This window comes from Halomonas sp. 707B3 (genome assembly GCF_024158645.1).
Taxonomy (GTDB): domain Bacteria; phylum Pseudomonadota; class Gammaproteobacteria; order Pseudomonadales; family Halomonadaceae; genus Vreelandella; species Vreelandella lionensis.
Window position 1 is genome coordinate 33,801 of sequence record NZ_JAMZBE010000002.1, and the last position, 24,652, is coordinate 58,452.

22 protein-coding genes and 3 tRNA genes are annotated in these 24,652 nt (G+C 55.2%); 10 read left to right on the forward strand and 15 right to left on the reverse strand.

Annotation, left to right across the window (positions count from 1 at the left end):
- Positions 1 to 58: 58 nt before the first annotated feature.
- Positions 59 to 1,312 carry a dicarboxylate/amino acid:cation symporter gene (locus tag BIS10_RS00480; RefSeq protein ID WP_083024595.1) on the reverse strand — a complete coding sequence of 418 codons (1,254 nt, stop codon included), beginning with the start codon at positions 1,310 to 1,312 and terminating at the stop codon, positions 59 to 61.
- Positions 1,313 to 1,557: 245 nt separating this feature from the next.
- Here BIS10_RS00480 and serS point away from each other — a divergent pair, with 245 nt between their 5' ends.
- Positions 1,558 to 2,835, forward strand: coding sequence for a serine--tRNA ligase (serS, locus tag BIS10_RS00485; RefSeq protein WP_253501235.1), 1,278 nt, complete (start codon positions 1,558 to 1,560; stop codon positions 2,833 to 2,835).
- Here serS and BIS10_RS00490 read toward each other — a convergent pair.
- Positions 2,777 to 3,607: an SIMPL domain-containing protein gene (locus BIS10_RS00490; RefSeq protein ID WP_253501238.1), complete on the reverse strand. Its 831-nt coding sequence runs from the start codon at positions 3,605 to 3,607 to the stop codon at positions 2,777 to 2,779. The genes serS and BIS10_RS00490 overlap by 59 nt on opposite strands.
- A gap of 194 nt (positions 3,608 to 3,801) precedes the next feature.
- Between BIS10_RS00490 and BIS10_RS00495 the strand changes: the two genes are divergently transcribed.
- A complete protein-coding gene (locus BIS10_RS00495) occupies positions 3,802 to 4,935 on the forward strand; it encodes an AI-2E family transporter (RefSeq protein WP_253501239.1) in 1,134 nt (377 codons plus the stop codon).
- Positions 4,936 to 4,995: 60 nt separating this feature from the next.
- Here BIS10_RS00495 and trxA read toward each other — a convergent pair whose 3' ends face one another.
- Positions 4,996 to 5,319: a thioredoxin gene (gene trxA, locus BIS10_RS00500; protein ID WP_253501242.1), complete on the reverse strand. Its 324-nt coding sequence runs from the start codon at positions 5,317 to 5,319 to the stop codon at positions 4,996 to 4,998.
- A 335-nt stretch (positions 5,320 to 5,654) separates the two neighbouring features.
- Here trxA and cysB point away from each other — a divergent pair, with 335 nt between their 5' ends.
- On the forward strand, positions 5,655 to 6,629 hold the full coding sequence (gene cysB, locus BIS10_RS00505; protein ID WP_253501245.1) for an HTH-type transcriptional regulator CysB: 975 nt from the start codon (positions 5,655 to 5,657) through the stop codon (positions 6,627 to 6,629).
- 71 nt (positions 6,630 to 6,700) lie between these two features.
- Here cysB and BIS10_RS00510 read toward each other — a convergent pair whose 3' ends face one another.
- Positions 6,701 to 7,321: a phosphoadenosine phosphosulfate reductase family protein gene (locus BIS10_RS00510; protein ID WP_044628120.1), complete on the reverse strand. Its 621-nt coding sequence runs from the start codon at positions 7,319 to 7,321 to the stop codon at positions 6,701 to 6,703.
- 118 nt (positions 7,322 to 7,439) lie between these two features.
- Positions 7,440 to 8,798: an aminodeoxychorismate synthase component I gene (gene pabB / locus BIS10_RS00515; protein ID WP_253501248.1), complete on the reverse strand. Its 1,359-nt coding sequence runs from the start codon at positions 8,796 to 8,798 to the stop codon at positions 7,440 to 7,442.
- Between the two features lie 250 nt (positions 8,799 to 9,048).
- On the opposite strand from pabB, the gene BIS10_RS00520 reads away from it, so the two are divergent.
- From BIS10_RS00520 to prpF, 5 genes are all read left to right on the forward strand, one after another.
- Entirely contained in the window at positions 9,049 to 9,792 is a 744-nt protein-coding gene (locus BIS10_RS00520; protein WP_253501251.1) for a GntR family transcriptional regulator, read from the forward strand.
- A gap of 14 nt (positions 9,793 to 9,806) precedes the next feature.
- Positions 9,807 to 10,709 carry a methylisocitrate lyase gene (prpB, locus tag BIS10_RS00525; RefSeq protein WP_253501254.1) on the forward strand — a complete coding sequence of 301 codons (903 nt, stop codon included), beginning with the start codon at positions 9,807 to 9,809 and terminating at the stop codon, positions 10,707 to 10,709.
- A gap of 79 nt (positions 10,710 to 10,788) precedes the next feature.
- On the forward strand, positions 10,789 to 11,916 hold the full coding sequence (gene prpC / locus BIS10_RS00530; RefSeq protein ID WP_253501258.1) for a 2-methylcitrate synthase: 1,128 nt from the start codon (positions 10,789 to 10,791) through the stop codon (positions 11,914 to 11,916).
- A gap of 31 nt (positions 11,917 to 11,947) precedes the next feature.
- Positions 11,948 to 14,587: a Fe/S-dependent 2-methylisocitrate dehydratase AcnD gene (acnD, locus tag BIS10_RS00535; protein ID WP_253501261.1), complete on the forward strand. Its 2,640-nt coding sequence runs from the start codon at positions 11,948 to 11,950 to the stop codon at positions 14,585 to 14,587.
- Between the two features lie 79 nt (positions 14,588 to 14,666).
- Complete coding sequence (gene prpF, locus BIS10_RS00540) at positions 14,667 to 15,845, forward strand: 2-methylaconitate cis-trans isomerase PrpF (RefSeq protein ID WP_253501264.1); 1,179 nt, start codon at positions 14,667 to 14,669, stop codon at positions 15,843 to 15,845.
- 69 nt (positions 15,846 to 15,914) lie between these two features.
- On the opposite strand, the gene BIS10_RS00545 is transcribed toward prpF, so the two are convergent.
- Complete coding sequence (locus BIS10_RS00545) at positions 15,915 to 16,199, reverse strand: ComEA family DNA-binding protein (RefSeq protein ID WP_253501267.1); 285 nt, start codon at positions 16,197 to 16,199, stop codon at positions 15,915 to 15,917.
- Between the two features lie 284 nt (positions 16,200 to 16,483).
- Between BIS10_RS00545 and pyrF the strand changes: the two genes are divergently transcribed.
- Positions 16,484 to 17,188: an orotidine-5'-phosphate decarboxylase gene (gene pyrF / locus BIS10_RS00550; RefSeq protein WP_083024582.1), complete on the forward strand. Its 705-nt coding sequence runs from the start codon at positions 16,484 to 16,486 to the stop codon at positions 17,186 to 17,188.
- Here pyrF and lapB read toward each other — a convergent pair whose 3' ends face one another.
- The 3 genes from lapB to BIS10_RS00565 all read right to left on the reverse strand — a co-directional run bounded on the left by lapB (position 17,189) and on the right by BIS10_RS00565 (position 19,090).
- The gene (gene lapB, locus BIS10_RS00555; RefSeq protein ID WP_253501270.1) at positions 17,189 to 18,388 is read right to left on the reverse strand and encodes a lipopolysaccharide assembly protein LapB; all 1,200 of its coding nucleotides are present in this window, start codon (positions 18,386 to 18,388) and stop codon (positions 17,189 to 17,191) included.
- Positions 18,389 to 18,694, reverse strand: a complete 306-nt coding sequence (locus tag BIS10_RS00560) for a lipopolysaccharide assembly protein LapA domain-containing protein (RefSeq protein ID WP_253501273.1) — start codon at positions 18,692 to 18,694, stop codon at positions 18,389 to 18,391. It abuts the gene before it with no gap.
- Between the two features lie 99 nt (positions 18,695 to 18,793).
- Positions 18,794 to 19,090: an integration host factor subunit beta gene (locus BIS10_RS00565; RefSeq protein WP_253501276.1), complete on the reverse strand. Its 297-nt coding sequence runs from the start codon at positions 19,088 to 19,090 to the stop codon at positions 18,794 to 18,796.
- Positions 19,091 to 19,310: 220 nt separating this feature from the next.
- Between BIS10_RS00565 and BIS10_RS00570 the strand changes: the two genes are divergently transcribed.
- The gene (locus BIS10_RS00570; protein ID WP_044628108.1) at positions 19,311 to 19,604 is read left to right on the forward strand and encodes a succinate dehydrogenase assembly factor 2; all 294 of its coding nucleotides are present in this window, start codon (positions 19,311 to 19,313) and stop codon (positions 19,602 to 19,604) included.
- Positions 19,605 to 19,974: 370 nt separating this feature from the next.
- On the opposite strand, the gene nadB is transcribed toward BIS10_RS00570, so the two are convergent.
- The 6 genes from nadB to uvrC form a co-directional block, all read right to left on the reverse strand.
- Complete coding sequence (gene nadB / locus BIS10_RS00575; protein WP_253501279.1) at positions 19,975 to 21,582, reverse strand: L-aspartate oxidase; 1,608 nt, start codon at positions 21,580 to 21,582, stop codon at positions 19,975 to 19,977.
- 202 nt (positions 21,583 to 21,784) lie between these two features.
- A tRNA-Leu gene (locus BIS10_RS00580) sits at positions 21,785 to 21,871 on the reverse strand.
- A gap of 39 nt (positions 21,872 to 21,910) precedes the next feature.
- Positions 21,911 to 21,984: transfer RNA gene (locus BIS10_RS00585), tRNA-Cys, on the reverse strand.
- Positions 21,985 to 22,009: 25 nt separating this feature from the next.
- Positions 22,010 to 22,084 (reverse strand) — tRNA-Gly (locus tag BIS10_RS00590).
- Positions 22,085 to 22,183: 99 nt separating this feature from the next.
- A complete protein-coding gene (gene pgsA / locus BIS10_RS00595) occupies positions 22,184 to 22,732 on the reverse strand; it encodes a CDP-diacylglycerol--glycerol-3-phosphate 3-phosphatidyltransferase (protein WP_253501282.1) in 549 nt (182 codons plus the stop codon).
- A gap of 99 nt (positions 22,733 to 22,831) precedes the next feature.
- Positions 22,832 to 24,646: an excinuclease ABC subunit UvrC gene (uvrC, locus tag BIS10_RS00600; protein ID WP_253501285.1), complete on the reverse strand. Its 1,815-nt coding sequence runs from the start codon at positions 24,644 to 24,646 to the stop codon at positions 22,832 to 22,834.
- Positions 24,647 to 24,652 lie beyond the last annotated feature (6 nt).

Genomic DNA, 24,652 nt, shown 5'->3' on the forward strand with positions numbered 1-24,652 from the left:
GTATAAAAAAGCGCCCGCTAGCAAGGGCAGCGGGCGCGAGGGATAGCCTAATCGATTATTAAGAGCGGCTGGTGTTGTAGATTTTTTCGTTGAGTTCGCCTTCGCTTTTACCTACCAGCGTGGTGACCATAAGATCTCCTGCGACGTTAACACTGGTACGCGCCATATCCAGAATGCGGTCAATACCCGCAACCACGGCAATAGCTTCAAGGGGTAGGCCAATTTGTGCCATCACGATGGAGAGCATAATCAGGCCTGCACCAGGAACGCCTGCGGTACCAATCGAGGCCAGCGTGCCGGTGGCTACGATCATGCCGTAATCCATCATGCTCAAATCAGTGCCGGTCATCTGAGCAATAAACAGCACCACCACGCCTTGATACAGTGCGGTGCCATCCATATTGATGGTGGCGCCTACGGGCAGTACAAAGCCGGACACCCCTTCCGATACGCCCAGGTTTTTCTGTGCGCAGCGAATTGAGACGGGCAGGGTGCCTGCTGAGGAAGCAGAAGAAAACGCCACCACGATGGCATCCAGGCTGCCTTTTAAGTAGCGCACCGGGTTCAAACGACCCATCAGAGAAATAAAGCCAGAGTAGATAACGAGTACATGCAAAATGCTGGCGAGATAGACCACACCGATCAGTTTGGCGAGTGGGAGCAAAATTTCTAAGCCATACTGACCCGATACATGGGCAATCAAACCAAACACCCCGAATGGCGCAAACGCCATCACGAGGCCAGTGAGTTTATACATGGCTTCCGCGAAGCTATCGAAGACCTTCATCACCGGCTCGCCTTTTTCACCGATAAGCGTTAGCGAGATGCCCAAGCCAATGGCAAACACAATGATCTGCATAATGTTGCCATTAGCCAGGGCATCAATCGGGTTGCGCGGCACGAGATTAATGAGAATCGACATCAGCGACGGTGCTTCGTTAGCCGAGACTTCAGAGTCGAAACTTAGCCCGACACCCACCCCAGGCTGCAGCAGGGTAGAGAGCACAAGGCCAATGCTGATGGCAAAGGCGGTGGTCACTAAGTAAAGGATAATGGTGCGAGCCCCAATACGGCCCATCTTCTGTGGATCGCGCATGGAGGTAATACCCACCACCAGCGTCGAAAAGACCAGCGGCACAATCAGCATCATAATGGCATTAATGAAGATGTCGCCTAGTGGCTTAAATACACTCGCTGTTTCGCCGAGCAGTGCGCCTGCCAGCACCCCGAGCGCCAAACCAGCCAGGATTTTCTGCCATAGAGCGATACGTCGCCACCAACCAAATTTTCCTTGCGTTGCGGTCTCCTGCATAAACTTTCTCCTTTTCTATAACCCGTTGTTAGTGGTTCTTGCTTTAAAGCGGCGGGCACTCTATCACTTTTGGCTAATAAGGGGGGAGGGACATGCGCAAGGGTCATGGTGTATACCCGCCAACGACTAAGTTCAGCATGGTGGCGCGCTGCCATAGCCCCAACTCGCGCTTTTGCCTACAATAGGCCCCTTTGTCACGGCCTTTGAGAGCCGTGTTTCACTGAATTCTGGCCAAGGGATAACTCATGCTCGATCCGAAACTGCTGCGCGGCGATCTTGATGCAACTGCGCAACAACTGGCCCGCCGGGGCTTCGAACTCGATAAAGCGGCATTGCAGGCGCTAGAGTCGCGCCGTCGTGAGTTGCAAACCCAGACCGAGCAGTTGCAGAACGAGCGGAATACGCGCTCCAAATCGATTGGTAAGGCCAAGGCCAATGGCGAAGATATCCAACCGCTGCTGGATGAGGTGAGCGACTTAGGTGACCGTTTGGATGCTGCCAAGCGCGAGCTGGCGGAAGTTCAGGCCGAGTGGGATGACGCAATTAGCGGTATTCCCAACCTGCCCCATGAGAGCGTGCCGGAAGGCAAGAGCGAAGATGATAACGTGGAGCTGCACCGCTGGGGCACGCCGCGTGAGTTCGACTTTGAGGTGCTGGACCATGTGGATTTGGGTAAGAAGTCCGGCTATCTCGATTTTGAACTGGCGGCCAAGCTAACCGGCGCGCGCTTTGCAGTGATGCGCGGGCCCATCGCTCGCCTGCATCGCGCGCTGGCGCAGTTTATGCTGGATACGCAAACCCAGCAGCACGGCTATGAAGAGTGCTATGTGCCTTATATGGTGAATCGGGATTCGCTGATGGGTACGGGCCAGCTGCCCAAGTTCGGCGAGGATCTGTTCAAGCTGAACGATGAGCGGGAGTACCACCTGATTCCCACGTCGGAAGTCCCGCTGACGAATTTTGTGCGCGATGAGATTGTAGAATTAGCGGCGCTGCCGATGAAGCTGACCGCCCACACGCCGTGTTTCCGCTCGGAAGCGGGCTCCCATGGGCGCGATACCCGTGGCATGATTCGTCAACACCAGTTCGATAAAGTCGAGATGGTGCAAATTGTGGAGCCGGAGAAGAGCTACGAAGCGCTGGAAGAGATGCGCGGCCACGCAGAAGCCATTCTGCAGGCGCTTGAGTTGCCGTATCGGGTGGTGACGCTGTGTACGGGCGACATGGGCTTTGGCGCGGCGAAAACCTACGATTTGGAAGTGTGGCTGCCAAGCCAAAACACTTACCGGGAAATCTCTTCCGTGTCTAACTGCGAAGATTTCCAGGCGCGTCGGATGCAGGCCCGTTACCGCCATCCGGATGCTAAAAAGCCGCAGTTGCTGCATACGTTGAATGGCTCGGGCCTTGCGGTAGGGCGCTGCCTACTGGCGGTGCTTGAAAACCACCAGCAGGCGGATGGGTCGATTACTGTTCCAGCTCCCCTGCAACCCTACCTGGGCGGCCTCGAGCGTCTTGCCCTCTAAGCGCCCACTCAACGCTTACCCCGGCATCAATACGAATGGTGCCGGGGCGGTAGTCGCTGGCTGAGCCGCTGCTCATGGCGTCGCTTTCAGCACGCATGGCCATCATGCGGGGTTGAAAAACCGGCGCTTGGGTCTCTTCAATGCGTTGAACAGGGCCAAGCGTGACATCTAGCGTGCTCGCCATAAGGTCGGCTTTATGGCGGGCTTTTTCTAACGCTTTTGTCAATGCTTCGTCGGTGGCGGCGTCGCGATCCTGCAGGTCAAACTGCACACCATCTAACGCATTTACACCAGCGCCAATCAAAGCGTCCAGCACATCGCCTAATTGGTCTATATTAGTTAGCTCAACGCTGAAGGGACGTTCTAAGCGGGTGCGCATCAGCGTCTCTTGTTCGCCGTTGTCGTTGCGCGGGCCTGCGACATGCTCAGGATACACGTTCAGGGAGCCTGCATTGATGGCGCGTTGCTCAATGCCAATCTCTTCCATGGCGGCAATCAACTCGCTGGCACGCTGCTCAAGCCGCTCGCGGGCGCTGCCCAGGGCTTCGCTATCGGTGTCTTCTAAGGTTGAAACCGCTGGGGTGTTTTCCCACAAACGCGCAGAGAGCGTGGCTTTATCGGGTTCAACTTCCACCCATGACTGCGCCTGAACGTGAAGGCTTGGCGGAGCAGGCGGCGCGGCGTAAGCCATAGGGGCAGCCAATAGGGCAAACAAAGCGCTGCCCACGATGCCGTAGCGGAGGCGTTTAAAGTGTTGCGTTGCTGTATTCATAGGTCACTTCCTTGCTAAGAGAGCCAATGAGTAGAGTAGGCTAACTAATATTGTGTATCGCTGCTTGGAAGGAAAGGTTGCCATAAAGTTCACTGGCAAAGAGTAGACGGAAAACAGTTGCTTAATGTTTGCATGGTTTGTGCAATAACAGGCAAGCAGCCATTATGTATGGATAACACGCTAAGGAAAGGGCTATGTCGAAGTTGTCGGATGAGGATTATCGAAGTATCCCGCTCAATGCCACACTAGCGCTTGCCGCGTTGGTAGTGATTATTGCGGGAATGAAAGTGGGCGCGGACCTGTTGGTGCCGCTACTGCTGGCGGTGTTTATTGCCGTGGTGTGCACCTCACCCGTGCAGTGGCTGCATCGCTGCGGTTTGAGTCGGCGGATGTCGGCGTTGATTACGCTACTGGTGTTGGTGGGTTTTATATCGCTGATTGGCCTGTTGGTGGTCAATAGCTTTAGTACCTTTGTTGAAGCGCTACCTGATATTGAATCCAGGCTTTACGAGCACTACTGGGACTTGCTCAATGCGCTGGCTTCTCGTGGGTTGGCTATCGACCCTGACCAGCTCAGTTCGATGTTTGCCATGGAGGAGGACGGCTCCTGGGTGGCCACACTGCTGGGTGAGATTGGCTCGCTGTTTATGCAGGGCAGTATCGTCGCGCTGCTGGTGATTTTCATGCTGTTCGAGACGCTGAATTTTCGCGATAAGGTGTCCCGGGCGCTTGAAAATCCGGCACCGAGCTTGAAACGGTTTAGTGAATTTAGCCTAACGCTAAAACGCTACTTGGCGGTTAAAACCGTGATTAGTTTGGCAACCGGTGTGTTGGTCTGGCTCTCGTGCCTGCTGGTGGGCGTTGAGTTTCCGCTGCTGTGGGGCGTATTGGCATTTGCGCTTAACTTTATTCCTAATATTGGCTCGGCGTTGGCCGCGATTCCGCCGGTACTGCTGCTGTTGGTTTCTCAGGATGGCGGTGTGCTGCAGGCGTTGCTGTTGGCATCGGCGTACTTGGTCATCAACTTTATTTTGGGCAATTTGATTGAGCCTAGAGTGATGGGGCAGGCGCTGGGGTTATCCACCTTTGTGGCGTTTCTTTCACTGGTGGTGTGGGGGTGGATCTTTGGCGCGGCGGGCATGCTGCTGTCGGTGGTGCTAACGATGACGCTAAAGATTGCTTTGGATAGCCACCCTCAAACGCGCTGGATAGCCCATCTATTAGGGCCGGGTAAGCAGCGTAATGTGCAGATGAGACGCCCTGGAGACGCACGTCGGCCGCCTTGGAAGCGGGGAGAGTGGGCGAAGCGAGAAAAAAGCGACGCTTAGGCAGGCAATGCCAATAAGAAGAGAGATACCGCTGGCAGTGCCAGCGGTAACGTTACCAGCTTAGGCGTTTTGGTCGATAAACTGGGTCAACTGCGACTTAGATTGCGCGCCAACCAGTGAAGCGACTTTGGTGCCGGATTTAAACAGCATGACGGTGGGTACACCGCGCACGCCCTGTTCGGCGGCAATTTCAGGTGCATCGTCAACGTTCACACTGACAACTTTCAGTTTGTCGCCGCGCTCTGCTGCTACTTCATCAACAACAGGTGCCATGACTTTACACGGGCCGCACCAGGGGGCCCAGAATTTCAGCAGGACAGGCTGTTCGGCGTTGAGGACTTCTTGCTCAAAATTGGCGTTGGTGACATCAACATTATTAGCCATTTGCTTCTCCCGTTTGCGTTGCTCTTACTGTTTCGTTGCCTCAAATGGAGCAACGGTCATTACGCGAAATATTAGCGCATTTTCACCGCGCCAAGTTGCCAGATGTTAGCGGGCGCGAAGGGTGCTGGCAAATTCCTGATGCGATTTGTCCTTAAATAGAAAAAATTAATAGATGTTCATAGCCTCTATTTTTTATACTATAAGTGAATTACAAGACGTTTTTTTATTCAAAAATGTGCTCATTGAGCCATGAAACCGCGCGCTTGGCTAAGCACACAGTGGCAGCGTGAGGATGCGCTTTTACGTGCTTCCTGCATAGATTATAGGGTGAGGATATGAAGCTACAGCAACTTCGCTATATCTGGGAAGTCAATCGACACAACCTGAACGTCTCGGCAACGGCGCAGAGTTTGTTTACCTCTCAACCGGGTATCTCAAAGCAGATTCGTTTGCTGGAGGATGAGCTAGGCGTTGAAATCTTTGCTCGCAGTGGCAAACATTTAACCCGCGTCACCCCTGCTGGGCAGTCGATTATCGAGCTAGCAGGCCAGGTACTTAAGCTGACCGAAAATATCAAGCAGGTTGCGCAAGAGCATAGCGACGAGCGCCGCGGGAGCCTGGCGATTGCCACGACCCATACTCAAGCTCGCTATGCGCTGCCGCCGATTATCAGTGAATTTACTCTGAAATACCCCGAAGTGGCGCTGCATATGCAGCAAGGCACGCCTAAGCAGATTGCCCAGATGGTGAGCGAAGGGCTGGCAGATTTTGCTATTGCGACGGAATCATTAGAGCTATTTACCGATTTAGTGCTGCTGCCGTGCTACCGCTGGAACCGTTGCGTACTGGTGCCCAAAGAGCACCCACTGGCAATGCTGGATGGCCAGCTAACGCTTGAGGCCCTAGCCGAGCATCCGCTGGTGACTTACGTGTTCGGGTTTACCGGGCGTTCACAGTTAGACGATGCATTCAAAGCGAAGGGCTTAACACCCAATGTGGTACTAACCGCTGCCGATGCCGATGTGATCAAGACTTACGTTCGCCTAGGTATGGGCGTTGGCATTGTCGCTCACATGGCCGTAGATCCAGTGCTAGATAGTGACCTAGTGGCTCTGGATGCCAGCCATTTATTTGCCAGCTCCACCACTAAAATCGGCATTCGGCGTGGCACCTTTATGCGCGGCTACATGTACGACTTCCTGGCTCGCTTTGCGCCTCACTTAACCCGTGACCGGGTGGACGAAGCACTCATGGCCGGCCCGCGCTTTGAGCAAGCGCTGTTTGAGGGTGTAGAACTGCCTGAGTATTAAGTACTATTTCATTTTAAGCCCAGGCGGGGAGCCTGGGCGTCGTGCTGGGTATTGGTGGCTTTATTGGTAGCTTAGTGCTGAAGGTGCAGCCCGCATTCGCGTTTCTCTTCTACCTTGGTGGGGTCGAAGTAGTCGAAGTTGTTGGGTAGGTCGTGGGCCTCTAAGTAGTAGTACATATCTTTAGCGGTCCACTGCAGCAGTGGGGCGACTTTTAGTAAGCCGTCGCTATTGCGGCTAACCACCTGCATTTTAGCCCGTTCGGGCGTGTCTTCGGCACGTAGCGCGGTAAACCATACATCGGGTTGCATCTCGCGTAGTGCGCGCTCAAATGGTTCAAGCTTCACTTCTTGAGTAAAGGCATCATGGCGCGGGTCATCAATGCCGGGCATGGGGCCTTCCAGCGCTTCGCGGTGGGCGCGAGTACGCTTTGGCAAAAAGCTGACAATGTTTAAGTTGAGGCGCTGGATCAGCGCATCGGCGAACTGGTAAGTCGCCTCGGTGTTGTAACCGCTATCCATCCAGACAATGGGGATATCAGGGCGTACTTGCGTCACCATATGCAGAATGACCGCTTCGAAGGGGCGGAAGTTGGTGGTGCAGATAGGGCGTTCGCCCTGGCTGAACGCCCACTCAATCAGTTCTTGAGGGTTGTTGGCAAAGTCGCGATTAATCTGTTCAAGCGTTGAGGACATGCGGCCTCCTAAGTGAAAAAGCGTGCAATGCCCCTAGGCTACCAAAGGCGGGGGGCTTCTCCCCAATACCGTTTGGTTAGGCTTTTATATTTCTTTTTGATGTAAGAGCGTTAATCGCTTATTCCAAAGCGCCTATTAAGTGGCGGATCTTATCCAGCGTTTCGGTGTACTCTTCATCTGCTTTTGAATCCGCCACCAGCCCGCCGCCACCCCATACGTGCAGTGTGCCTGCATCTGCCACCATGGTACGGATGGCAATGGAGGTATCCATGCTGCCGCGAACATCGATATAACCCAGGCTGCCGCAGTAAACGCTGCGCTGGCAGGGTTCCAACTCATCAATAATCTGCATCGCCCGTATTTTTGGCGCGCCGGTAATCGAGCCGCCAGGAAACGCGGCGGTGAGCAGCGAAAGCGGTGAGTGCTGGGCAGCAAGTTGGCCCTGTACCACGCTGACTAAGTGGTGCACGTTGGGATAGCTCTCAAGCTGGCACAGCTGCGGCACGCGAATAGAGCCAGGTGTGCATACGCGCCCTAGGTCATTGCGCAGCAAGTCCACAATCATCACGTTCTCCGCGCGATCTTTAGTGCTGCTGAGCAGTTCGTCCGACAGGGCACGATCCTCTTCTGGGGTTCTTCCTCGTGGGCGGGTGCCTTTTATCGGGCGGGTTTCCACCAAGCCGTCACGGCACTGGATAAAGCGCTCAGGAGAGAGTGATAAAACAGCTTGGCTACCCCATGCCATAAAGCCTGAAAAGGGCGTAGGCGTCGCTTCACGCAGTTTAAGGTATGCCTGCCACTCGTCTCCTTGATAGCGGGCCGAAAAGCGCTGGGCCAAATTGATTTGGTAGCAGTCCCCCGCAAGGATATAGCGCTGTACCGCCGCAAAACGCTCGGTATATTCTGCCTGGCTAAGTTCGGCTATAAACGGCTGTGTGAGCCGAAAGGCGTGGCTAGGTGTTGCTGGTTCGCTTAACCACTCCATTACCTGCCTGCGCCGCTGTTCGCTGCCTACCAGCCACGCTTGTTCGGTGACGTGGTCAAATGTGATACACCAATCAAACAGCCCTAAACGCGCTAAAGGTAACTGGGTGACGGGCGGGTGCTGGCTGGGTATGTCAGCATGGTTGCGGCCAAGGTCATAGCTCCAGTAACCCATCAGGCCACCTAAAAAGGGGAGCTCGCTCTTGAGGTTGGCTGTGGGTAGCTGCTCTAAAAGCCACTGCTGCTGTGCATGGCTGTTGCCCATCAACGATGGGGGGAGTGTCAGCGTGTCAGACTCAAACGCTGTGTGGCCATCTGGTGATATTTTTAGCGTAGCGAGGGGGTCACTGCTAAGGATGTCGTAACGCCCGGTGGTGGCCTTCGGACGGCCGCTATCGAGCAACACCGCACCGGGGCGTTGCCTGAGTTTGGCAAACAGTGCCAAAGGGTCGGAAGAGTAGGGCAGGGCTGTAATCGTCAACGCCGTTGTCATGAAGCAAACGCCAGGCCAGTGAGGGCGCCATATTTTAGAGGTCGTACCACCATCGCACCAGCAGAAGCCATCGACGACTTTCTCACGCTTGAGGTGCGAGCTATCCTAATTTATTTGATTGTTGACAGTTGTTTCCCGGGTCCATACCCGCTTGCAACGAAAGACGTATAAAAACGCCTATTTTGCATGGTTGACGAGGGAAATAGAGAGGGCTAAAGTTCCTCTATTCCTTAATTGTCGACAATTAGCCATGACGTTACTTGCTACAACCTCCTCGCCTTCCGATGAAACTCTTCAAGAGCCCGTGTCACCTGAGGTGCGTACGCTCGCAGAGCGCGTGTTTCATCAGCTGCAAAGCGCCATTGTGCGCGGCGAGCTAGCGCCAGGCAGTAAAATTACCGAGCCAGGGCTATCCAAAACCTACGGTATCTCCCGTGGGCCGCTGCGTGAAGCCATGCGACGTCTGGAAGCTCACCGCTTGATTGAACGCGTGCCCCACGTAGGCGCGCGGGTGGTCAAACTCTCCATGAAAGAGCTGCTAGAGCTCTTCGACGTACGCGAAGCCTTAGAGAGCATGGCTGCCCGCTTGGCCGCCGAGCATATGTCACCTGAGGAGATTCAGGGCTTACGCGATGTACTGGCGGTGCATGAAAGCCAGGGCGACTTAAAGCGCGGTGAAGCCTATTACCAGCGTGAAGGCGACCTGGATTTCCATTATTGCATTGTTCAAGGCAGCCACAACAAGATGCTGATGAACCTGCTTTGCGATGACCTTTACTACCTAGTGCGCCTCTATCGTACCCAGTTTAGCGCCAGCGGTACGCGCCCCCAGCGGGCATTTGTAGAGCACCACCGTATTGTGGACGCTATTGAAGCCGGTGACGCTGAACTTGCCGAGCTATTGATGCGCCGCCATGTCAGCGCTTCTCGTGCCAATGTCGCTGACCGCTATGCCGCCATTCTCGAACAACAATCAACAACATCTGCCGACTAAAGGAGCTAACGCCCATGTCTACCACACCATCATCCAAGCTTACCCCTGGGGCACGCTTTCGTGCCGCGCTTGAAGCCAATCGCCCGCTGCCGATTTTAGGCACCATCAACGCCTATACGGCCATGATGGCTGAGCGTGTAAGCCATCAAGCCATTTATCTTTCGGGTGGTGGTGTGGCGAATGCATCGTTTGGCCTGCCGGATCTAGGTATGACCACCATGAATGACGTGGTGGAAGATGCACACCGCATCTGTGGCGCCACTGAGTTGCCGCTGCTGGTGGATATCGATACAGGGTGGGGCGGTGCGTTTAATATTGCCCGCACTGTGAAAGAGATGCAGCGGGCAGGCGTGGCGGCTGTTCACTTGGAAGACCAAGTAGCGCAAAAGCGCTGCGGCCACCGGCCGAACAAAGCCATTGTGTCCCAGCAGGAAATGGTAGACCGCATCAAAGCCGCCGCCGATGCCAAGCTAGACCCGGATTTTTACCTGGTTGCCCGCACCGATGCGTTCCAAAAAGAGGGGCTGGATGCGGCCATCGAGCGGGCGAACGCCTGCGTGGAAGCAGGTGCCGACGCTATCTTTGCCGAAGCGGTACATACGCTGGATGACTATAAGGCGTTCTGCCAGCGAGTAAATGCTCCCATTTTGGCCAACATTACCGAGTTCGGCGCGACGCCGTTGTTTAGTCAGCAGGAGCTGGGCGAGGTTGGCTGTCGTATGGTGCTCTACCCGCTCTCGGCGTTCCGGGCCATGAATGCCGCCGCGTTGAAGGTGTACCAGAGCATCCTAGATAACGGTCATCAACGTGAGGTGGTCGACACCATGCAGACCCGCGATGAACTGTACGACTTTTTGAATTACCACGACTTTGAGCAAAAGCTTGACGCGCTGTTTGCCGAGCAAAAAGACGCTTAACGAAAGCGAGCTCTTTAGCTAACAGCGCTAATTTACTAACAACACTTATAAAATTAATAAGTACGTCAGGAGAGATAACATGGCTGATAAACCGCTAGCAGGCGCAGGACTTCGGGGGCAGAGCGCAGGCGTGACGGCTCTATGTACCGTGGGTAAAACCGGTTCCGGTCTGACCTATCGTGGTTTCGATATCAAAGAGCTGGCCGAAAAAGCCAAATTTGAAGAAGTCGCTTACCTGCTGTTGAAAGGCAAGCTGCCCAACCAAGCGGAGCTTGACCACTACATTACTAAGCTAAAAGGCCTGCGTGGCCTGCCTGATGCGCTGAAAACCGTGCTGGAGCAGATTCCTAAAGACGCTCACCCGATGGACGTGATGCGTACTGGGGCCTCCATGTTGGGCAACCTGGAAACCGAAGAGAGCTTTGACGAGCAGCAGGACGTGGCGGATCGCCTGCTAGCGGTGCTGCCCTCGATTATTTGCTACTGGTATCGCTTCAGCCATGACGGCGTGCGTATTGATACCGAAACTGATGATGCCTCGGTAGGTGGCCACTTCCTACATATGCTGCGCGGCGAGCCAGCCTCCGAGCTTCATGCTCACGTGATGAACGTCTCGCTGATTCTCTATGCCGAGCACGAGTTCAATGCTTCAACTTTCACCGCTCGGGTATGCGCTTCTACGCTTTCCGATATGCACTCTTGTATCACCGGCGCGATTGGCTCACTGCGCGGCCCTTTGCATGGCGGTGCCAACGAAGCTGCCATGGCGATGATTGAGAACTGGGCATCGCCAGAGGAAGCAGAGCGGGAAATGCTGGGCATGCTGGAGCGTAAAGAGAAGATTATGGGCTTTGGTCACGCCATCTATCGTGAGTCGGACCCGCGCAACGCTATTATCAAAGAGTGGTCCAAAAAATTAGCTGAAGATGTAGGCGACACGGTGCTCTATCCGGTGTCGGTACGCTGTGAAGAGGTAATGTGGCGGGAGAAGAAGCTGTTCTGCAACGCAGACTTCTTCCATGCCAGCGCCTACCACTTTATGGATATTCCGACCAAGCTGTTTACGCCGATTTTTGTGATGTCTCGGCTGACGGGCTGGGCTGCACATGTGTTTGAGCAGCGTGCCAACAACCGCATTATTCGCCCCAGCGCCGATTATATCGGTCCTGAGAAGAGCGAATGGGTACCCATCGAAGCGCGTGACTAATCGGTTGCGCGGTGACTAAGTGAGAGGCGTTATGAACACGAATTATCGCAAGCCGCTACCGGGCGTTCTGGTAGAGGGCGAGCCGGTAGAGTTCTTCGATGCACGCCAAGCGGTCGAGGATATCCAGCACGGCGCCTATGCCAAACTGCCCTACACTTCGCGAGTATTGGCCGAACAGCTGGTACGTCGCTGTGACCCTGAGCTGCTCACCGATGCTCTAAAACAGCTCATTGAGCGCAAGCAGGATTTAGATTTTCCCTGGTACCCGGCACGGGTGGTATGTCACGACATTCTTGGCCAGACCGCGCTGGTAGATTTAGCCGGCCTGCGTGATGCTATTGCTGACAAAGGCGGTGACCCGGCCAAGGTCAACCCGGTCGTGCCCACTCAGTTGATCGTCGATCACTCGTTGGCCGTCGAACATGCGGGCTTTGAGAAGGACGCTTTCGAGAAAAACCGCCAAGTGGAAGATCGTCGTAACGATGACCGCTTCCACTTTATTAACTGGACCAAGCTGGCGTTTGAAAACGTCGACGTGATTCCTCCCGGCAACGGCATCATGCACCAGATCAACCTGGAGAAGATGTCGCCAGTGGTGCAGTGCCGCCCTGATGAGCAGGGCGTGCGTATTGCCTATCCAGATACATGTGTGGGTACCGACAGCCATACGCCCATGGTAGATGCGCTCGGGGTAATCTCTGTGGGGGTGGGTGGTTTAGAGGCAGAGAGCGTCATGCTTGGTCGCGCCTCCATGATGCGCCTGCCGGATATTGTCGGGGTCGAGCTTACCGGCAAACTACAGCCGGGCATTACCGGCACCGACATGGTGCTGGCGATTACCGAATTTCTGCGTAAAGAGCGGGTAGTGGGCACTTACTTAGAGTTCTACGGCGAGGGGGCTGACGCGCTGACCGTGGGCGACCGCGCCACGATTTCCAATATGACACCGGAGTATGGTGCTACGGCGGCGATGTTCTACATCGATAACCAAACCATTGAGTATCTCAAGCTTACCGGGCGGGAAGATGAGCAGGTCGCGCTGGTGGAAGCTTACGCTAAGCATACCGGCCTGTGGGCGGAGAGTTTGAAAACCGCCGAGTATGAGCGGGTGCTGACCTTTGATCTCTCAAGCGTGGCGCGCACGTTGGCTGGCCCTTCTAACCCTCATGCCCACCTGCCTACTTCCGAGCTGGCAAAGCGGGGTATCGCCATCGACTTGGATAAAGCCCGGGCCGATGAGCAGGCAGGCAGAATGCCGGATGGTGCGGTGATTATTGCCGCCATCACCAGTTGCACCAACACGTCTAACCCACGCAATATGGTGGCGGCGGGGTTGATTGCCCGCAACGCCAACCGGTTAGGGCTGACCCGCAAACCGTGGGTGAAGTCGTCGCTGGCCCCTGGCTCCAAAACCGTCAAGATGTACTTAGAAGAAGCGCACTTGATGGATGAGTTGGAAAACCTCGGCTTTGGTGTGGTGGCCTACGCCTGTACCACCTGTAACGGGATGTCTGGTGCGCTGGAGCCGCACATTCAGCAGGAAATCATTGACCGCGACCTGTACGCCACGGCGGTGCTGTCCGGCAACCGTAACTTCGATGGGCGTATTCACCCCTACGCCAAGCAGGCATTTTTGGCCTCACCGCCGTTGGTCGTGGCGTATGCCATTGCGGGCACCATTCGCTTTGATATTGAAAAAGATGTGCTGGGGTATGACCAGCAGGGCAATCCGGTCACGCTTAAGGATATCTGGCCCGACGATAGCGAAATCGATGCCATCGTGAAGTCGTCGGTGAAGCCCGAGCAGTTCCGCCAAACTTATATCCCGATGTTTGATCTGGATAAGAGTGCGCGCACGCAGGTAAGCCCGCTCTACGAATGGCGGCCCCAGAGCACCTACATTCGCCGCCCGCCCTATTGGGAAGGCAACATGGCGAAAGAGCGTGGGCTGAAGGGCATGCGCCCGCTGGCGATTCTGCCGGACAACATCACCACCGACCACCTCTCGCCCTCCAATGCCATCATGCTCGATAGCGCAGCGGGGGAGTACCTGCACAAAATGGGCCTGCCGGAGGAGGACTTTAACTCCTACGCTACCCACCGCGGCGATCACCTGACCGCCCAGCGGGCAACGTTGGCGAACCCGAAACTGTTCAACGAAATGGTCCACGACGAGCAGGGCAAGGTGCTGCAGGGGTCGCTGGCGCGTATTGAGCCGGAGGGTAAAGTGACCCGCATGTGGGAAGCCATCGAGACCTACATGGCCCGTAAGCAGCCGCTGATCATTATCGCCGGTGCGGATTATGGCCAAGGCTCGTCCCGTGACTGGGCGGCTAAGGGCGTCGCACTCGCGGGGGTAGAGGCGATCGTTGCCGAAGGCTTCGAGCGCATCCACCGCACGAACTTGATTGGTATGGGCGTCATGCCCCTGCAGTTTGAAGAGGGCACTACCCGTAAAACCCTTGAGCTGGACGGCACGGAAGTCTTCGATGTGGAAGGCACGCCCGATCCGCGCGCCACGTTAACGCTGGTCATTCACCGCACCAGTGGCAGCACCGAGCGCGTGCCGGTGGTTTGCCGATTGGATACGGCTGAAGAAGTGACCATCTATTCAGCCGGTGGCGTGCTGCAGCGGTTTGCCCAGGACTTTTTGGAATCCTCCGTTGCCTAGTGGTCTCAGCGCAATGGTAAGGGTGTGATTGATAGCGAATAGCCTGGCGGTTGCCAGGCTATTTTTTAAGAGGTGAATCATGGCTCATAGGGCACAAATCAGTATTCCCGCTACGTATATGCGGGGCGGTACCAGTAAGGGTGTGTTTTTTACCCTGAGCGATCTACCCCCCGCCGCTCAGGTGCCAGGTGAGGCGCGGGATAAGCTGCTGCTGCGGGTGATTGGTAGCCCCGACCCTTATGAAAAGCAGATTGATGGCATGGGCGGTGCAACCTCCAGCACCAGCAAAACGGTGATTCTCTCGAAGAGTGACTCGCCCGATCACGATGTGGATTACCTTTTCGGCCAAGTCTCCATCGATAAGCCCTTCGTGGACTGGAGCGGTAACTGCGGCAATCTATCCGCGGCGGTAGGGCCTTACGCTATCGCCAACGGCTTAGTGGACCCCGCGAAGGTGCCGCAAAACGGCATCGCAGAAGTGCGTATTTGGCAGGTCAATATTCAGAAAACCATTGTTGCCCAAGTGCCCATAACTGATGGTGAGGTGCAAGAAACCGGTGATTTTGAGTTGGATGGCGTGACCTTTCCAGCAGCAGAAATCCCCGTCGCGTTTATGGACCCTGCTGATGGCGAGGGCGCTATTTTTCCCACCGGTAACGTGGTCGATGACCTAGAGGTGCCGGGTGTTGGTGTGCTGAAAGCAACGTTGATTAATGCCGGTATTCCAACGGTGTTCGTCAATGCTGAGGCGCTGGGCTACACCGGGTGTGAGCTGCAAGAGGCGATTAACGGGGATGCCAAGGCGCTGGAGATGTTTGAAACGATTCGCGCCCACGGGGCCGTCCGCATGGGGCTGATTAGCCATGTGGAGGAGGCTGCCAGCCGTCAGCATACTCCCAAAGTGGCCTTTGTGGCCCCCGCGGCTAGCTATATGGCATCGAGTGGGAAAGCCGTCAATGCTGAAGATATTGACTTGGTGGTGCGTGCGCTCTCGATGGGCAAGCTACACCACGCCATGATGGGCACAGCGGCGGTGGCGATTGGTGCTGCTGCGGCGATTCAGGGTACGTTGGTGAATTTAGCGGCCGGTGGCATTGAGCGTGAAGCGGTGACGTTTGGCCATCCTTCAGGGTCACTTCGGGTGGGGGCGAAAGCCAGCCTGGTAGACGGGCGCTGGCAGATTGATCAGGCGGTAATGAGCCGCAGTGCACGAGTGTTAATGGAAGGGCGAGTGCGAGTGCCCGGCGATACAATTTAAGCGGCTTGTCAGCACTGCCACCGCCGATGTGTAACCGTGCGGTGGCATGTGGTGGGTTGCTTTTTAAATTTACTCTTCAAATTTGATTTGATCACGCATACGGTCAACGGTGGCTGGCCCAATGCCGTTCACGCGGGTCAGATCATCGGCATTTTCAAAGGCACCGTTGGCTTCGCGCTCTTCAATAATCGCTGTCGCGCGGCTTGGGCCAATACCGGGCAGCTCAGCAAGCAGTTCCTCATCGGCACTGTTGACGTTAATCGGCGCAATGGCTTGCGCCAGCGCTGTTCCTGATAGGCCAAGGCTGAGGCTAATAAGTAGTGCGGCTGCGATACGCTTAAACGTTGTCTGCATCGTTAACATCCTTCTGTTTTTTTCCATTGAGCCAGTCGCGTACTCAGCACGAAAGGCCATGAGCGCAGCGATAGGAGTGAAGCTTTATTCGCCGCCTTAGTGAAATTAGCTTTTTAGAACAGTGAATGCTGTAAGTCATCGACGATGGTTTTTGTAAGCCTTTTGCTACAGGGAAATGGCCAATCGCTTACACTGCAAGCTCTGTGGGGCTGGTACACTAATCAATACCCATCGCGTCAATGGCGCAATTTCCCTTTAAGCGTTCACGAACACGGAGTAAGCGCGTGTCCACCGATTCCCCACTGATTATTGCCCTGGATTACCCTTCGCTTGATGCAGCTCTGTGCATGGCAGACCAGCTTGACCCTGCTCGGTGCCGTCTCAAAGTCGGTAAAGAGCTGTTTACGCGAAGTGGCCCTGCCGTACTGGAAGCGCTCCATGGACGTGGTTTCGATGTGTTCCTGGATCTTAAATTTCACGATATTCCTAATACCGTGGCCAGTGCTGTTCAGGCGGCGGCAGAGCAGGGCGTTTGGATGGTAAACGTTCACGCCTCTGGCGGGCGCAAAATGATGGAGGCAGCGGCAAAGCGCTTATCCGACCATCAGCTTACTACGCACTTAATTGCGGTCACGGTGCTGACTAGCATGCAGGCGGAAGACTTGGCGGATGTGGGCATTACTGCAAGCCCTGCTGAGCACGTCATGCGCTTGGCAGCCCTGACCCAGCAAAGCGGATTAGACGGCGTGGTGTGCTCGGCGCAGGAGGCGGCGCAGATCAAAGCGCAGTGCGGCAGCGCATTCTTAAAAGTAACGCCCGGTATTCGTCCTAGCTTTGCGGCGGCGAACGATCAACAGCGCATCATGACGCCTGCTGACGCAATGCAGGCGGGTAGCACGCATCTAGTGGTAGGTCGTCCGGTCACGCAAGCAGAAGACCCTATGGCAGCATTAGCGGCTATTGAGGCCGAGCTGGCAGGTGGGCAATAGCTATTCGCCCTCGACGCCGGTAATTGGTTTAATAGTGCCCCAGCGGCGGCAGCTGGGGCACTGCCAAGCCAGGCTGTCGCTACTAAACCCACAGCGGCGGCAGCGATGGCGGGGGCGTCCCTTCAGCAGGGCATCGGTATGGTGTTTTAGTAAGAGGAGTCGGGTATCCGGTGTGGCTTTACCAGCGAGCCGTTCACTTTCCAGGTAGAGATCAACTAGGTAATCAAGCCCTCCTAGGCTGGGCGCTTCACTCAGCCACTCGCCGGTTCGCTCGATAGCGCTGTCTACTCCATCTCTTTGATGAACGAGTTCCCCTAGCGTCACAATGACGCTGGTATACGGCGCTTGGCCTAGTAGTTTATACAGGTGGCTTTCCAGACCGGGTAAGTTGTTATTGCGGGTATAAGCGCGCTGGAGTGCTGGTAGCATGGTCGGTACGTGAGCGATATCCTGCTGGGGTATATGATCAAGCCGCTCGATAGCTTTTGCATAGTGACCATTATCCATCTCTAATTCAGCCAGCATTAAGGTGGCGCGAATACAGCGCTCATCCAACTGGAGCGCTTTTTTGAGGTGCTTACGCGCCATTGCGCGGCTAGATTGATCAATTTCCTGTTGGGCAAGTTCGCAGAGCCAGTGTGATGCAGGGCGGCGCATGGCGGGTTGCTGCTTAATCAGCGGTTGAACGACGTCTAGCGCGTCTTGCCACTCTTTTTCTCGCTCAAGTAAATCAATCAGCAGCCGCTTCGCTTCTAGACGGAGCGCTTCGTTCACCGAGTGTTCTAGCAGGCTGCGCAGTAGCCGCTGGGCTCGGTCGTGCACACCCAAGGCGATAAAGTCGCGGGCGAGCTCAAGCTGAATGGTTTCATTAGTCGTGGTAGAGAGTGCTGGGCGGGCTAGCAGGTTTTGATGAATGCTAACGGCTTTATCTGTTTCACCACGGGCACGGAAAAGCTTGCCAAGGGCAATATGAGTATCAATGGTGTCGCTATTAACATCCAATGCATGGATAAAGGTGTTAATCGCTTCGTCGGGCTGCTCGTTCAGCAGATAGTTCAGCCCGACGAAGTATTCCCGTGATAAGCCGGGAGTACGCGAGGCGGGGGAGTGCTGCTGGCGGCGGTAGGCGTAACGGATGCCTAGGCCAAAGCCGATGGCAATGGCTGCCAAGAGTACGCCTAGCAGCACAGCATCATGCATTTACGCCAGTTCCTTCAACCCCTGAGTGCGTAACCGGTCTAGCTCTTTGCGCTGCTGTTTATTGTGACGCTCACTGCGGGCAAGCCGTGCTTTCAGGCGAACATAAACACCCAGCATGGCCAGCATGCCAACAATGACGCCCACCGCTAGGGTGGCTAGTAGCCATACGGAGAGTGATACGGCAGGCAGTTCAGCCCAAATTAGGTTTAAGGCAATGGCTTGCTGGTTGTTCACAGCAAACAGAATGCCCACCAGCAGCACTACCAATAAAATGACGGCCAGAATCAGCCCTTTGATCCAACGCATGAGAGTTTCCTAGTCAGTGACGTTCACGATGATGCTATTGTGTCTGAGTCTGGGCGCGACGTCATCCCGCAGAAGGTCGGATGGCGCTATTAACTCGCTTTAGTAACCTAAAGCGCGGCTCGCATCGACTTGTTCGCGCAGCTCCTTGCCCGGTTTAAAGTGCGGTACGTATTTGCCGTCTAAATCTACCGGGTCGCCGGTTTTAGGATTACGCCCCGTGCGCGGCTCGCGATAATGAAGCGAAAAGCTGCCAAAACCACGGATCTCTACTCGTCCTCCAGTGGCGAGAGCATCGGTCATATCATCTAGGATAATACGCACCGCTGTTTCGACATCCTTGGCGGATAGCTCCGGTTGACGCATCGCAATTTGTTCGATTAGTTCAGACTTGGTCATCGGTTGGCTCCCTGCGTTTAAAGGCCGTAATGCACATGCGACCTCGATAACTTCGAAATCAGCATACTGCGCATAACCGCATAAAACAATTCAGATAAAACAAGGTACTAGGCAAGTTAGTACGAAGCTGATTAACAGCATAGGCGAAGCTTGGCCCTGGCGCGACCCCACAGCTTCGGTATACTGGCTTTTCATTTTCATCTACTCGGAGAGGCTGACGTTGAGCGACGATACTTCCCCCGCCGCTGTGCTTCGTAAGCGGCTTTACTGGCACTCCCGGCGCGGTATGTGGGAGCTGGATCTGCTGTTAATTCCCTTTTTAGAAAAACGCTTCGACACGCTGAGCGAAGAGGAGCAGTTGACGTATCAGCGTTTGATTGAAGAAGAGGATCAAGATTTGTTCGTTTGGCTGATGCATCGTGAGTGGCCTGAAGACCCTGACTTGCGCCATCTTGTGCAAATGATCGTTGAGCATGCTGAAACCACCGATAACACTGCTTATCGCACGCTCTAAGCTGGCAGGCGGGCTTTACGGGGCGTTGATGCTGGGGCTGGCGATACTAGCAGGTTGGGCGATAGGCCATTGGTTAGGGGTATTAACGCTAAGCATTGGGATGGCGTTGGTGTATTGCTCCTATAGTGCGCAGCCATGTGGGGCGCTGCAGCTCACCAAGAACGGCAGCCAGATAGAGGGATGCTGGTTGCTAGCCACTGGAGAGGCGGGGCCGACATTAGGAGTTAGCTGTGACTATCTAGGGCCTTGGCTAGTAGGGCTTCGTATGGGATCACAGCGTCTCTGGTTATGGCCAGACAGTCTCCCAGGCGACAGTCAGCGCGCCCTGCGCCGATGTTTCCATCGGCCTGGTCGATAGTTTGGCAGGGCGTTAGTGCGGAAGCCCTGCTAAACGCAAACTATCTAGTGTCAGTTGAGAAGGGCCGGAGGTGGCCTGATGTTCTGGCCAGTCAATAGAGTAATGCAAGCCCCGAGACTCGTGGCGTTGAGAGGCGGCCAGCACAGTGAGTTGAGCAAGCATAATGGCTTGCCTTAGTCGCATACTTTCTGGGTGCGACATCGCTTTATCTAGCTTTTCCAATTCTTTTTTGATTTCTGCCAGTGCTTCACTGGCGGCAGCAAGGCCTTGGTCGCTTCTTACTATCGATACGTATTGACTCATGACGCTGCGCATCTTAAAGCGGAGCTTTCTAAGTGCCTCTAGTTCCACGTTAATGCTGGGCTGAATGATAGGTGCTTGATGATCACCTCCTGTATTCAGCGGCTCATTGGGTGGCGAGGGCAAGGAGAGCAGATGCCGGGCGCAGCTACGCGCATAAACCAAACACTCAAGCAGCGAATTGCTAGCCATACGGTTTGCGCCGTGGAGGCCGGTATAGGCCGTTTCGCCAATGGCATAAAGGTTGGCAACGTTGGTAGCGCCAGCGTGGTCGGTAGCGACGCCGCCACAGCTATAATGGGCGGCGGGCACAACGGGGATCGGTTGGCGCGTAATATCCATTCCCCGCGAGGCGCAATGAGCCAAAATTGTAGGGAAGTGATGGCGTATAGAGGCTTCACCTAAATGGCGTATATCTAGCCAGACGTGCCCCAGCGTGCCTTGCTGAATCTGTGCATCAATGGCTCTTGCCACCACATCTCTAGGCGCTAGCTCGGCACGTGGATCGAGCTCGGGCATAAAACGATGGCCAGCTTCGTTAAGCAGGTGGCCGCCTTCACCGCGCACCGCCTCGCTAATCAGAAAGGCTGGGCCATCCGGGTCGAATAGGCAGGTAGGGTGAAACTGCTGAAACTCAAGATTGGCAAGAGTTGCTCCCAGCTCAGCCGCCATCATCATACCTTCGCCGCTGCTGGGTGCTGGGGTGGTGGTGTGCCGGTATAACCCGCTTGCGCCGCCGGTAGCGAGAATGGTGTGATGGGCATAAAACGCTTGTAGGCGTTGCTCGCTATCGACACCTTGGGCGCCAATGCAGTGGCCCTCAGCGTTGCTCAGCAGGGTGAGAATCGTCAGGTCGCTGCGCTGAGTAATGCCAGGGTGGGCAGAGACTTTATTGACCAAGGTTTCAACTACCGCACGACCGGTGGCGTCATCGGCATGAATAATGCGCCGCGCGTTGTGCCCGCCTTCTCGGGTCAGGTGGTAGGGGTAGCGGGCGCTTGGATCCGGATCGGGCGTAAACGGCACACCGTTGTCAATGAGCCATTGAATCGCCTCAGGACCATGGGTGACGGTAAAACGAACGGCGTCTTCATCGCATAGTCCATCGCCAGCGATGAGGGTATCGCGTACATGGTCGTCGAGATTGTCATCCGGAGAGAGCACTGCCGCAATGCCGCCCTGTGCCCAGCGGCTGGCTCCTTGATCATCCATTGCCGGACGTACCAGCGTGACTGACAAGTGGTCAGCAACTTCTAGCGCTAGGGTGAGGCCGGCGACGCCTCCGCCGATAATAAGTAGGTCGGTTGTTGGCGTGCTCATAGGGGCCCGCTCCTTCTTTTTGCTATCAAAAGCTGCGCGCGCAACACGCTTTCACAGGGAGGATGGCATCATAGCGTGACCACTGGCGCTTAGCGATGGTGTAGGCAAAAAAGCGAAAGGTAACTGATCGGGTGGGCGTTAAACACAAAAAAGCCGCGTAGATCAGAAGATCTCGCAGCGTCATGTTCTTACTAACAATTCATGGTGCCCGGAGCCGGACTTGAACCGGCACGGAGTTGCCTCCGAGAGATTTTAAGTCTCTTGCGTCTACCAATTTCGCCATCCGGGCAGTGTATCGGCGCTTTAGCAGCAATCGCTACACTGAAAGTGGAGGCTGGAGTCGGAATCGAACCGGCGTACACGGAGTTGCAGTCCGCTGCATAACCACTCTGCCATCCAGCCTAACAAGTCATTGGCGTTAACCAAATGGAGCGGGAAAAGAGATTCGAACTCTCGACCCTCGCCTTGGCAAGGCGATGCTCTACCACTGAGCTATTCCCGCTCGACTCGAGGGCGAATTATACGCATCGCTGCGCGCTTGTCAAACAATCAATTTATCAACGGGTTCAAAGAGCTACTGTGCTGCTGACATTTATGCTGCCTACATTGAGCGACTAAGGTGCGGCCAAGCAGCTTTTAGATACTGAGCCATTGACCAAAGCGTGAGAGCAGCGGCAGCGTACAGAACAACCACGCCCAGTAGCGCGATTTCGTGCCCTGGCGAGAAGGCCAGCAGCACCAGAATGGCGACCATCTGCAGCGTGGTTTTTAGTTTGCCAACCCAAGAGACTGCCACCATGCCGCGTTTACCCATTTCGGCCATCCACTCCCGCAGGGCTGAAATAACGATCTCACGACCGATAATCACCAGTGCGGGCAGCGTCAGGATCAGCGTGTCAAAACGCTCAATTAACAGTGCAAGCGCCACGGCGACCATAAGTTTGTCTGCCACAGGGTCTAAAAAGGCACCGAAGGGTGTCGACTGATTCCAGCGGCGGGCCAGATAGCCATCGAGCCAGTCGGTGACCGATGCTAGGGCAAATAAACCAGCGGCAACCGGCATGCTCCAACTGAAAGGTAGATAAAACAGTACTACCAGTAGCGGGATAAAGACGATTCTTGCCAGTGTGAGTATGTTGGGTATGTTCATCGCAGGGCGCGATCCTTGCCGGAGAATCATGAAAGTCGGAGTGTAATGTGCGGGTTATTCTATCCCCCTTAGCGCATTGCATCCATGTTAAGAACAAGTTTATCCATTCAGTGCCGTATAAATGCTCTCTGCGAGGGCTGCATTAATTCCGGGCACCCTGGCTAGTTCATCACGGCTGGCCTTTTGTACGCCCTGTAGGCCACCAAAAAAGCGCAGAAGTTCACGCCGCCGTTTAGGGCCTATGCCAGGAATATCCTGCAAAGTAGACGTGCGTCGCGCTTTGTCTCGCGCTGCCCGGTGGCCTGCAATCGCAAAGCGGTGGGACTCATCGCGGATATGCTGGATTAAATGCAGTGCCGGCGAAGCCGGATCTAAAGGTAGCGGGTTATCGCTGGTCTCTAAGAAGAGAGTTTCCAGCCCGGCCTTGCGAGTGGTTCCTTTGGCAACGCCTAGTAGAATGATATTGGTGACCGAAAGGTCGTTTAATACCCCGCGTGCCATATTGAGCTGCCCTTTGCCGCCATCCACAATCAGAATATCGGGGGCCACTGCTTCTCCGCTTTTTACCCGCTTCAGGCGCCGCGTCAGCGCTTGTTGCATGGCGGCGTAATCATCCCCTGCTGCGATGCCTTCAATGCGGAAGTGGCGATAGTCCCTTTTACGCGGGCCTTGATGGTCAAACACCACGCAAGACGCCACGGTGGCTTCGCCCTGGCTGTGGCTGATATCGAAACACTCAAGCCGCTCTGGCAGTTTTTCCAGTCCCAGCGCTTTTTGCAGTGCCTCAAACCGCTGAGTGAGCTGGGTTTTATTGGCCAGCTGTGATGCAAGCTGCTGCTCGGCGTTGGTCATGGCGAGGTGCTGCCATTGGGCGCGATGCCCGCGCACTTGGCTTGCTACTCTGACTTTTTTGCCTGCTTGCTGAGAGAGGGCATCGGCAATCAGAGTGCTATCTTCCAGCGGGAGGCTAGTAATTACTTCTCCGGGTACGTTATGCGGCTGGCCAAAATAGTATTGACTAACCACTTCGGTCAGCAGCATTTCTGGCGGCAGGTCTAGATCATTCTTTGGCGTATGGTGCCGAGCACCCAGTAGACGACCATCACGCACGCTCAATATGGAGATGCCGAGTGCGCCAGGGCGTTGGGCTAAGGCGAAAACGTCTGCGTCGCCGCTCTCGTTATCCACAAACTGGCGCTGCTGCAGCTGGCGTAGCTGCTGGATTTGGTCACGCAGGCGTGCGGCCTCTTCAAAGTTGAGCGCTTGGCTGGCTACTTCCATCTCTTGGGTTAATAGTTGGGTCACGTGCTCGCTTTTGCCTTCTAGGCACATCACCGCATGTTCCACATCCCGGCGATACTCCTCTTCTGAGATGTAATCAACACAAGGGGCGCTGCAGCGCTGAATTTGATACTGCAAGCAAGGGCGAGAGCGGTGGGCAAAAACACTGTCTTCGCAGTTACGGATGCGAAAAATTTTCTGCATCAGCGTCAGGCTCTCTTTTACGGCCCCGCTGCTGGGGTAGGGGCCCAGGTAGCGGCCATCGTCGCGACGCTGGCGTGCTCGCTTATATTCCAAAGCGGGGTAGGGGTGGCGGTCAGTGACAAACACAAACGGGTAGGATTTATCATCCCGTAGCAGGATGTTGTAGGGCGGGCGAAGCTCCTTGATTAATGTTTGTTCAAGCAGCAGTGCTTCGGTTTCGCTACGGGTGACCGTAATTTGAATATCGGCAATGCGTGCCACCATCGCCTGGGTTTTGGTATTGAGCTGGCCGCGGAAATAGCTTGCCAGCCGTGCTTTCAAACGCTTCGCTTTGCCGACATAGAGCGTGTTTTGCTCCTCATCCAGCATGCGGTAAACACCGGGTGAAGTGCTGACAGAGCTTAAAAACTGCTTGGCATCAAAAGTCATAGCTGG

Bases quoted from the DNA above. Each gene is read 5' to 3' on its own strand.
- BIS10_RS00480 (WP_083024595.1), bottom strand. From the start codon at position 1,312: ATGCAGGAGACCGCAACGCAAGGAAAATTTGGTTGGTGGCGACGTATC.
- serS (WP_253501235.1), top strand. From the start codon at position 1,558: ATGCTCGATCCGAAACTGCTGCGCGGCGATCTTGATGCAACTGCGCAA.
- BIS10_RS00490 (WP_253501238.1), bottom strand. From the start codon at position 3,607: ATGAATACAGCAACGCAACACTTTAAACGCCTCCGCTACGGCATCGTG.
- BIS10_RS00495 (WP_253501239.1), top strand. From the start codon at position 3,802: ATGTCGAAGTTGTCGGATGAGGATTATCGAAGTATCCCGCTCAATGCC.
- trxA (WP_253501242.1), bottom strand. From the start codon at position 5,319: ATGGCTAATAATGTTGATGTCACCAACGCCAATTTTGAGCAAGAAGTC.
- cysB (WP_253501245.1), top strand. From the start codon at position 5,655: ATGAAGCTACAGCAACTTCGCTATATCTGGGAAGTCAATCGACACAAC.
- BIS10_RS00510 (WP_044628120.1), bottom strand. From the start codon at position 7,321: ATGTCCTCAACGCTTGAACAGATTAATCGCGACTTTGCCAACAACCCT.
- pabB (WP_253501248.1), bottom strand. From the start codon at position 8,798: ATGACAACGGCGTTGACGATTACAGCCCTGCCCTACTCTTCCGACCCT.
- BIS10_RS00520 (WP_253501251.1), top strand. From the start codon at position 9,049: ATGACGTTACTTGCTACAACCTCCTCGCCTTCCGATGAAACTCTTCAA.
- prpB (WP_253501254.1), top strand. From the start codon at position 9,807: ATGTCTACCACACCATCATCCAAGCTTACCCCTGGGGCACGCTTTCGT.
- prpC (WP_253501258.1), top strand. From the start codon at position 10,789: ATGGCTGATAAACCGCTAGCAGGCGCAGGACTTCGGGGGCAGAGCGCA.
- acnD (WP_253501261.1), top strand. From the start codon at position 11,948: ATGAACACGAATTATCGCAAGCCGCTACCGGGCGTTCTGGTAGAGGGC.
- prpF (WP_253501264.1), top strand. From the start codon at position 14,667: ATGGCTCATAGGGCACAAATCAGTATTCCCGCTACGTATATGCGGGGC.
- BIS10_RS00545 (WP_253501267.1), bottom strand. From the start codon at position 16,199: ATGCAGACAACGTTTAAGCGTATCGCAGCCGCACTACTTATTAGCCTC.
- lapB (WP_253501270.1), bottom strand. From the start codon at position 18,388: ATGCATGATGCTGTGCTGCTAGGCGTACTCTTGGCAGCCATTGCCATC.
- BIS10_RS00560 (WP_253501273.1), bottom strand. From the start codon at position 18,694: ATGCGTTGGATCAAAGGGCTGATTCTGGCCGTCATTTTATTGGTAGTG.
- BIS10_RS00565 (WP_253501276.1), bottom strand. From the start codon at position 19,090: ATGACCAAGTCTGAACTAATCGAACAAATTGCGATGCGTCAACCGGAG.
- nadB (WP_253501279.1), bottom strand. From the start codon at position 21,582: ATGAGCACGCCAACAACCGACCTACTTATTATCGGCGGAGGCGTCGCC.
- pgsA (WP_253501282.1), bottom strand. From the start codon at position 22,732: ATGAACATACCCAACATACTCACACTGGCAAGAATCGTCTTTATCCCG.
- uvrC (WP_253501285.1), bottom strand. From the start codon at position 24,646: ATGACTTTTGATGCCAAGCAGTTTTTAAGCTCTGTCAGCACTTCACCC.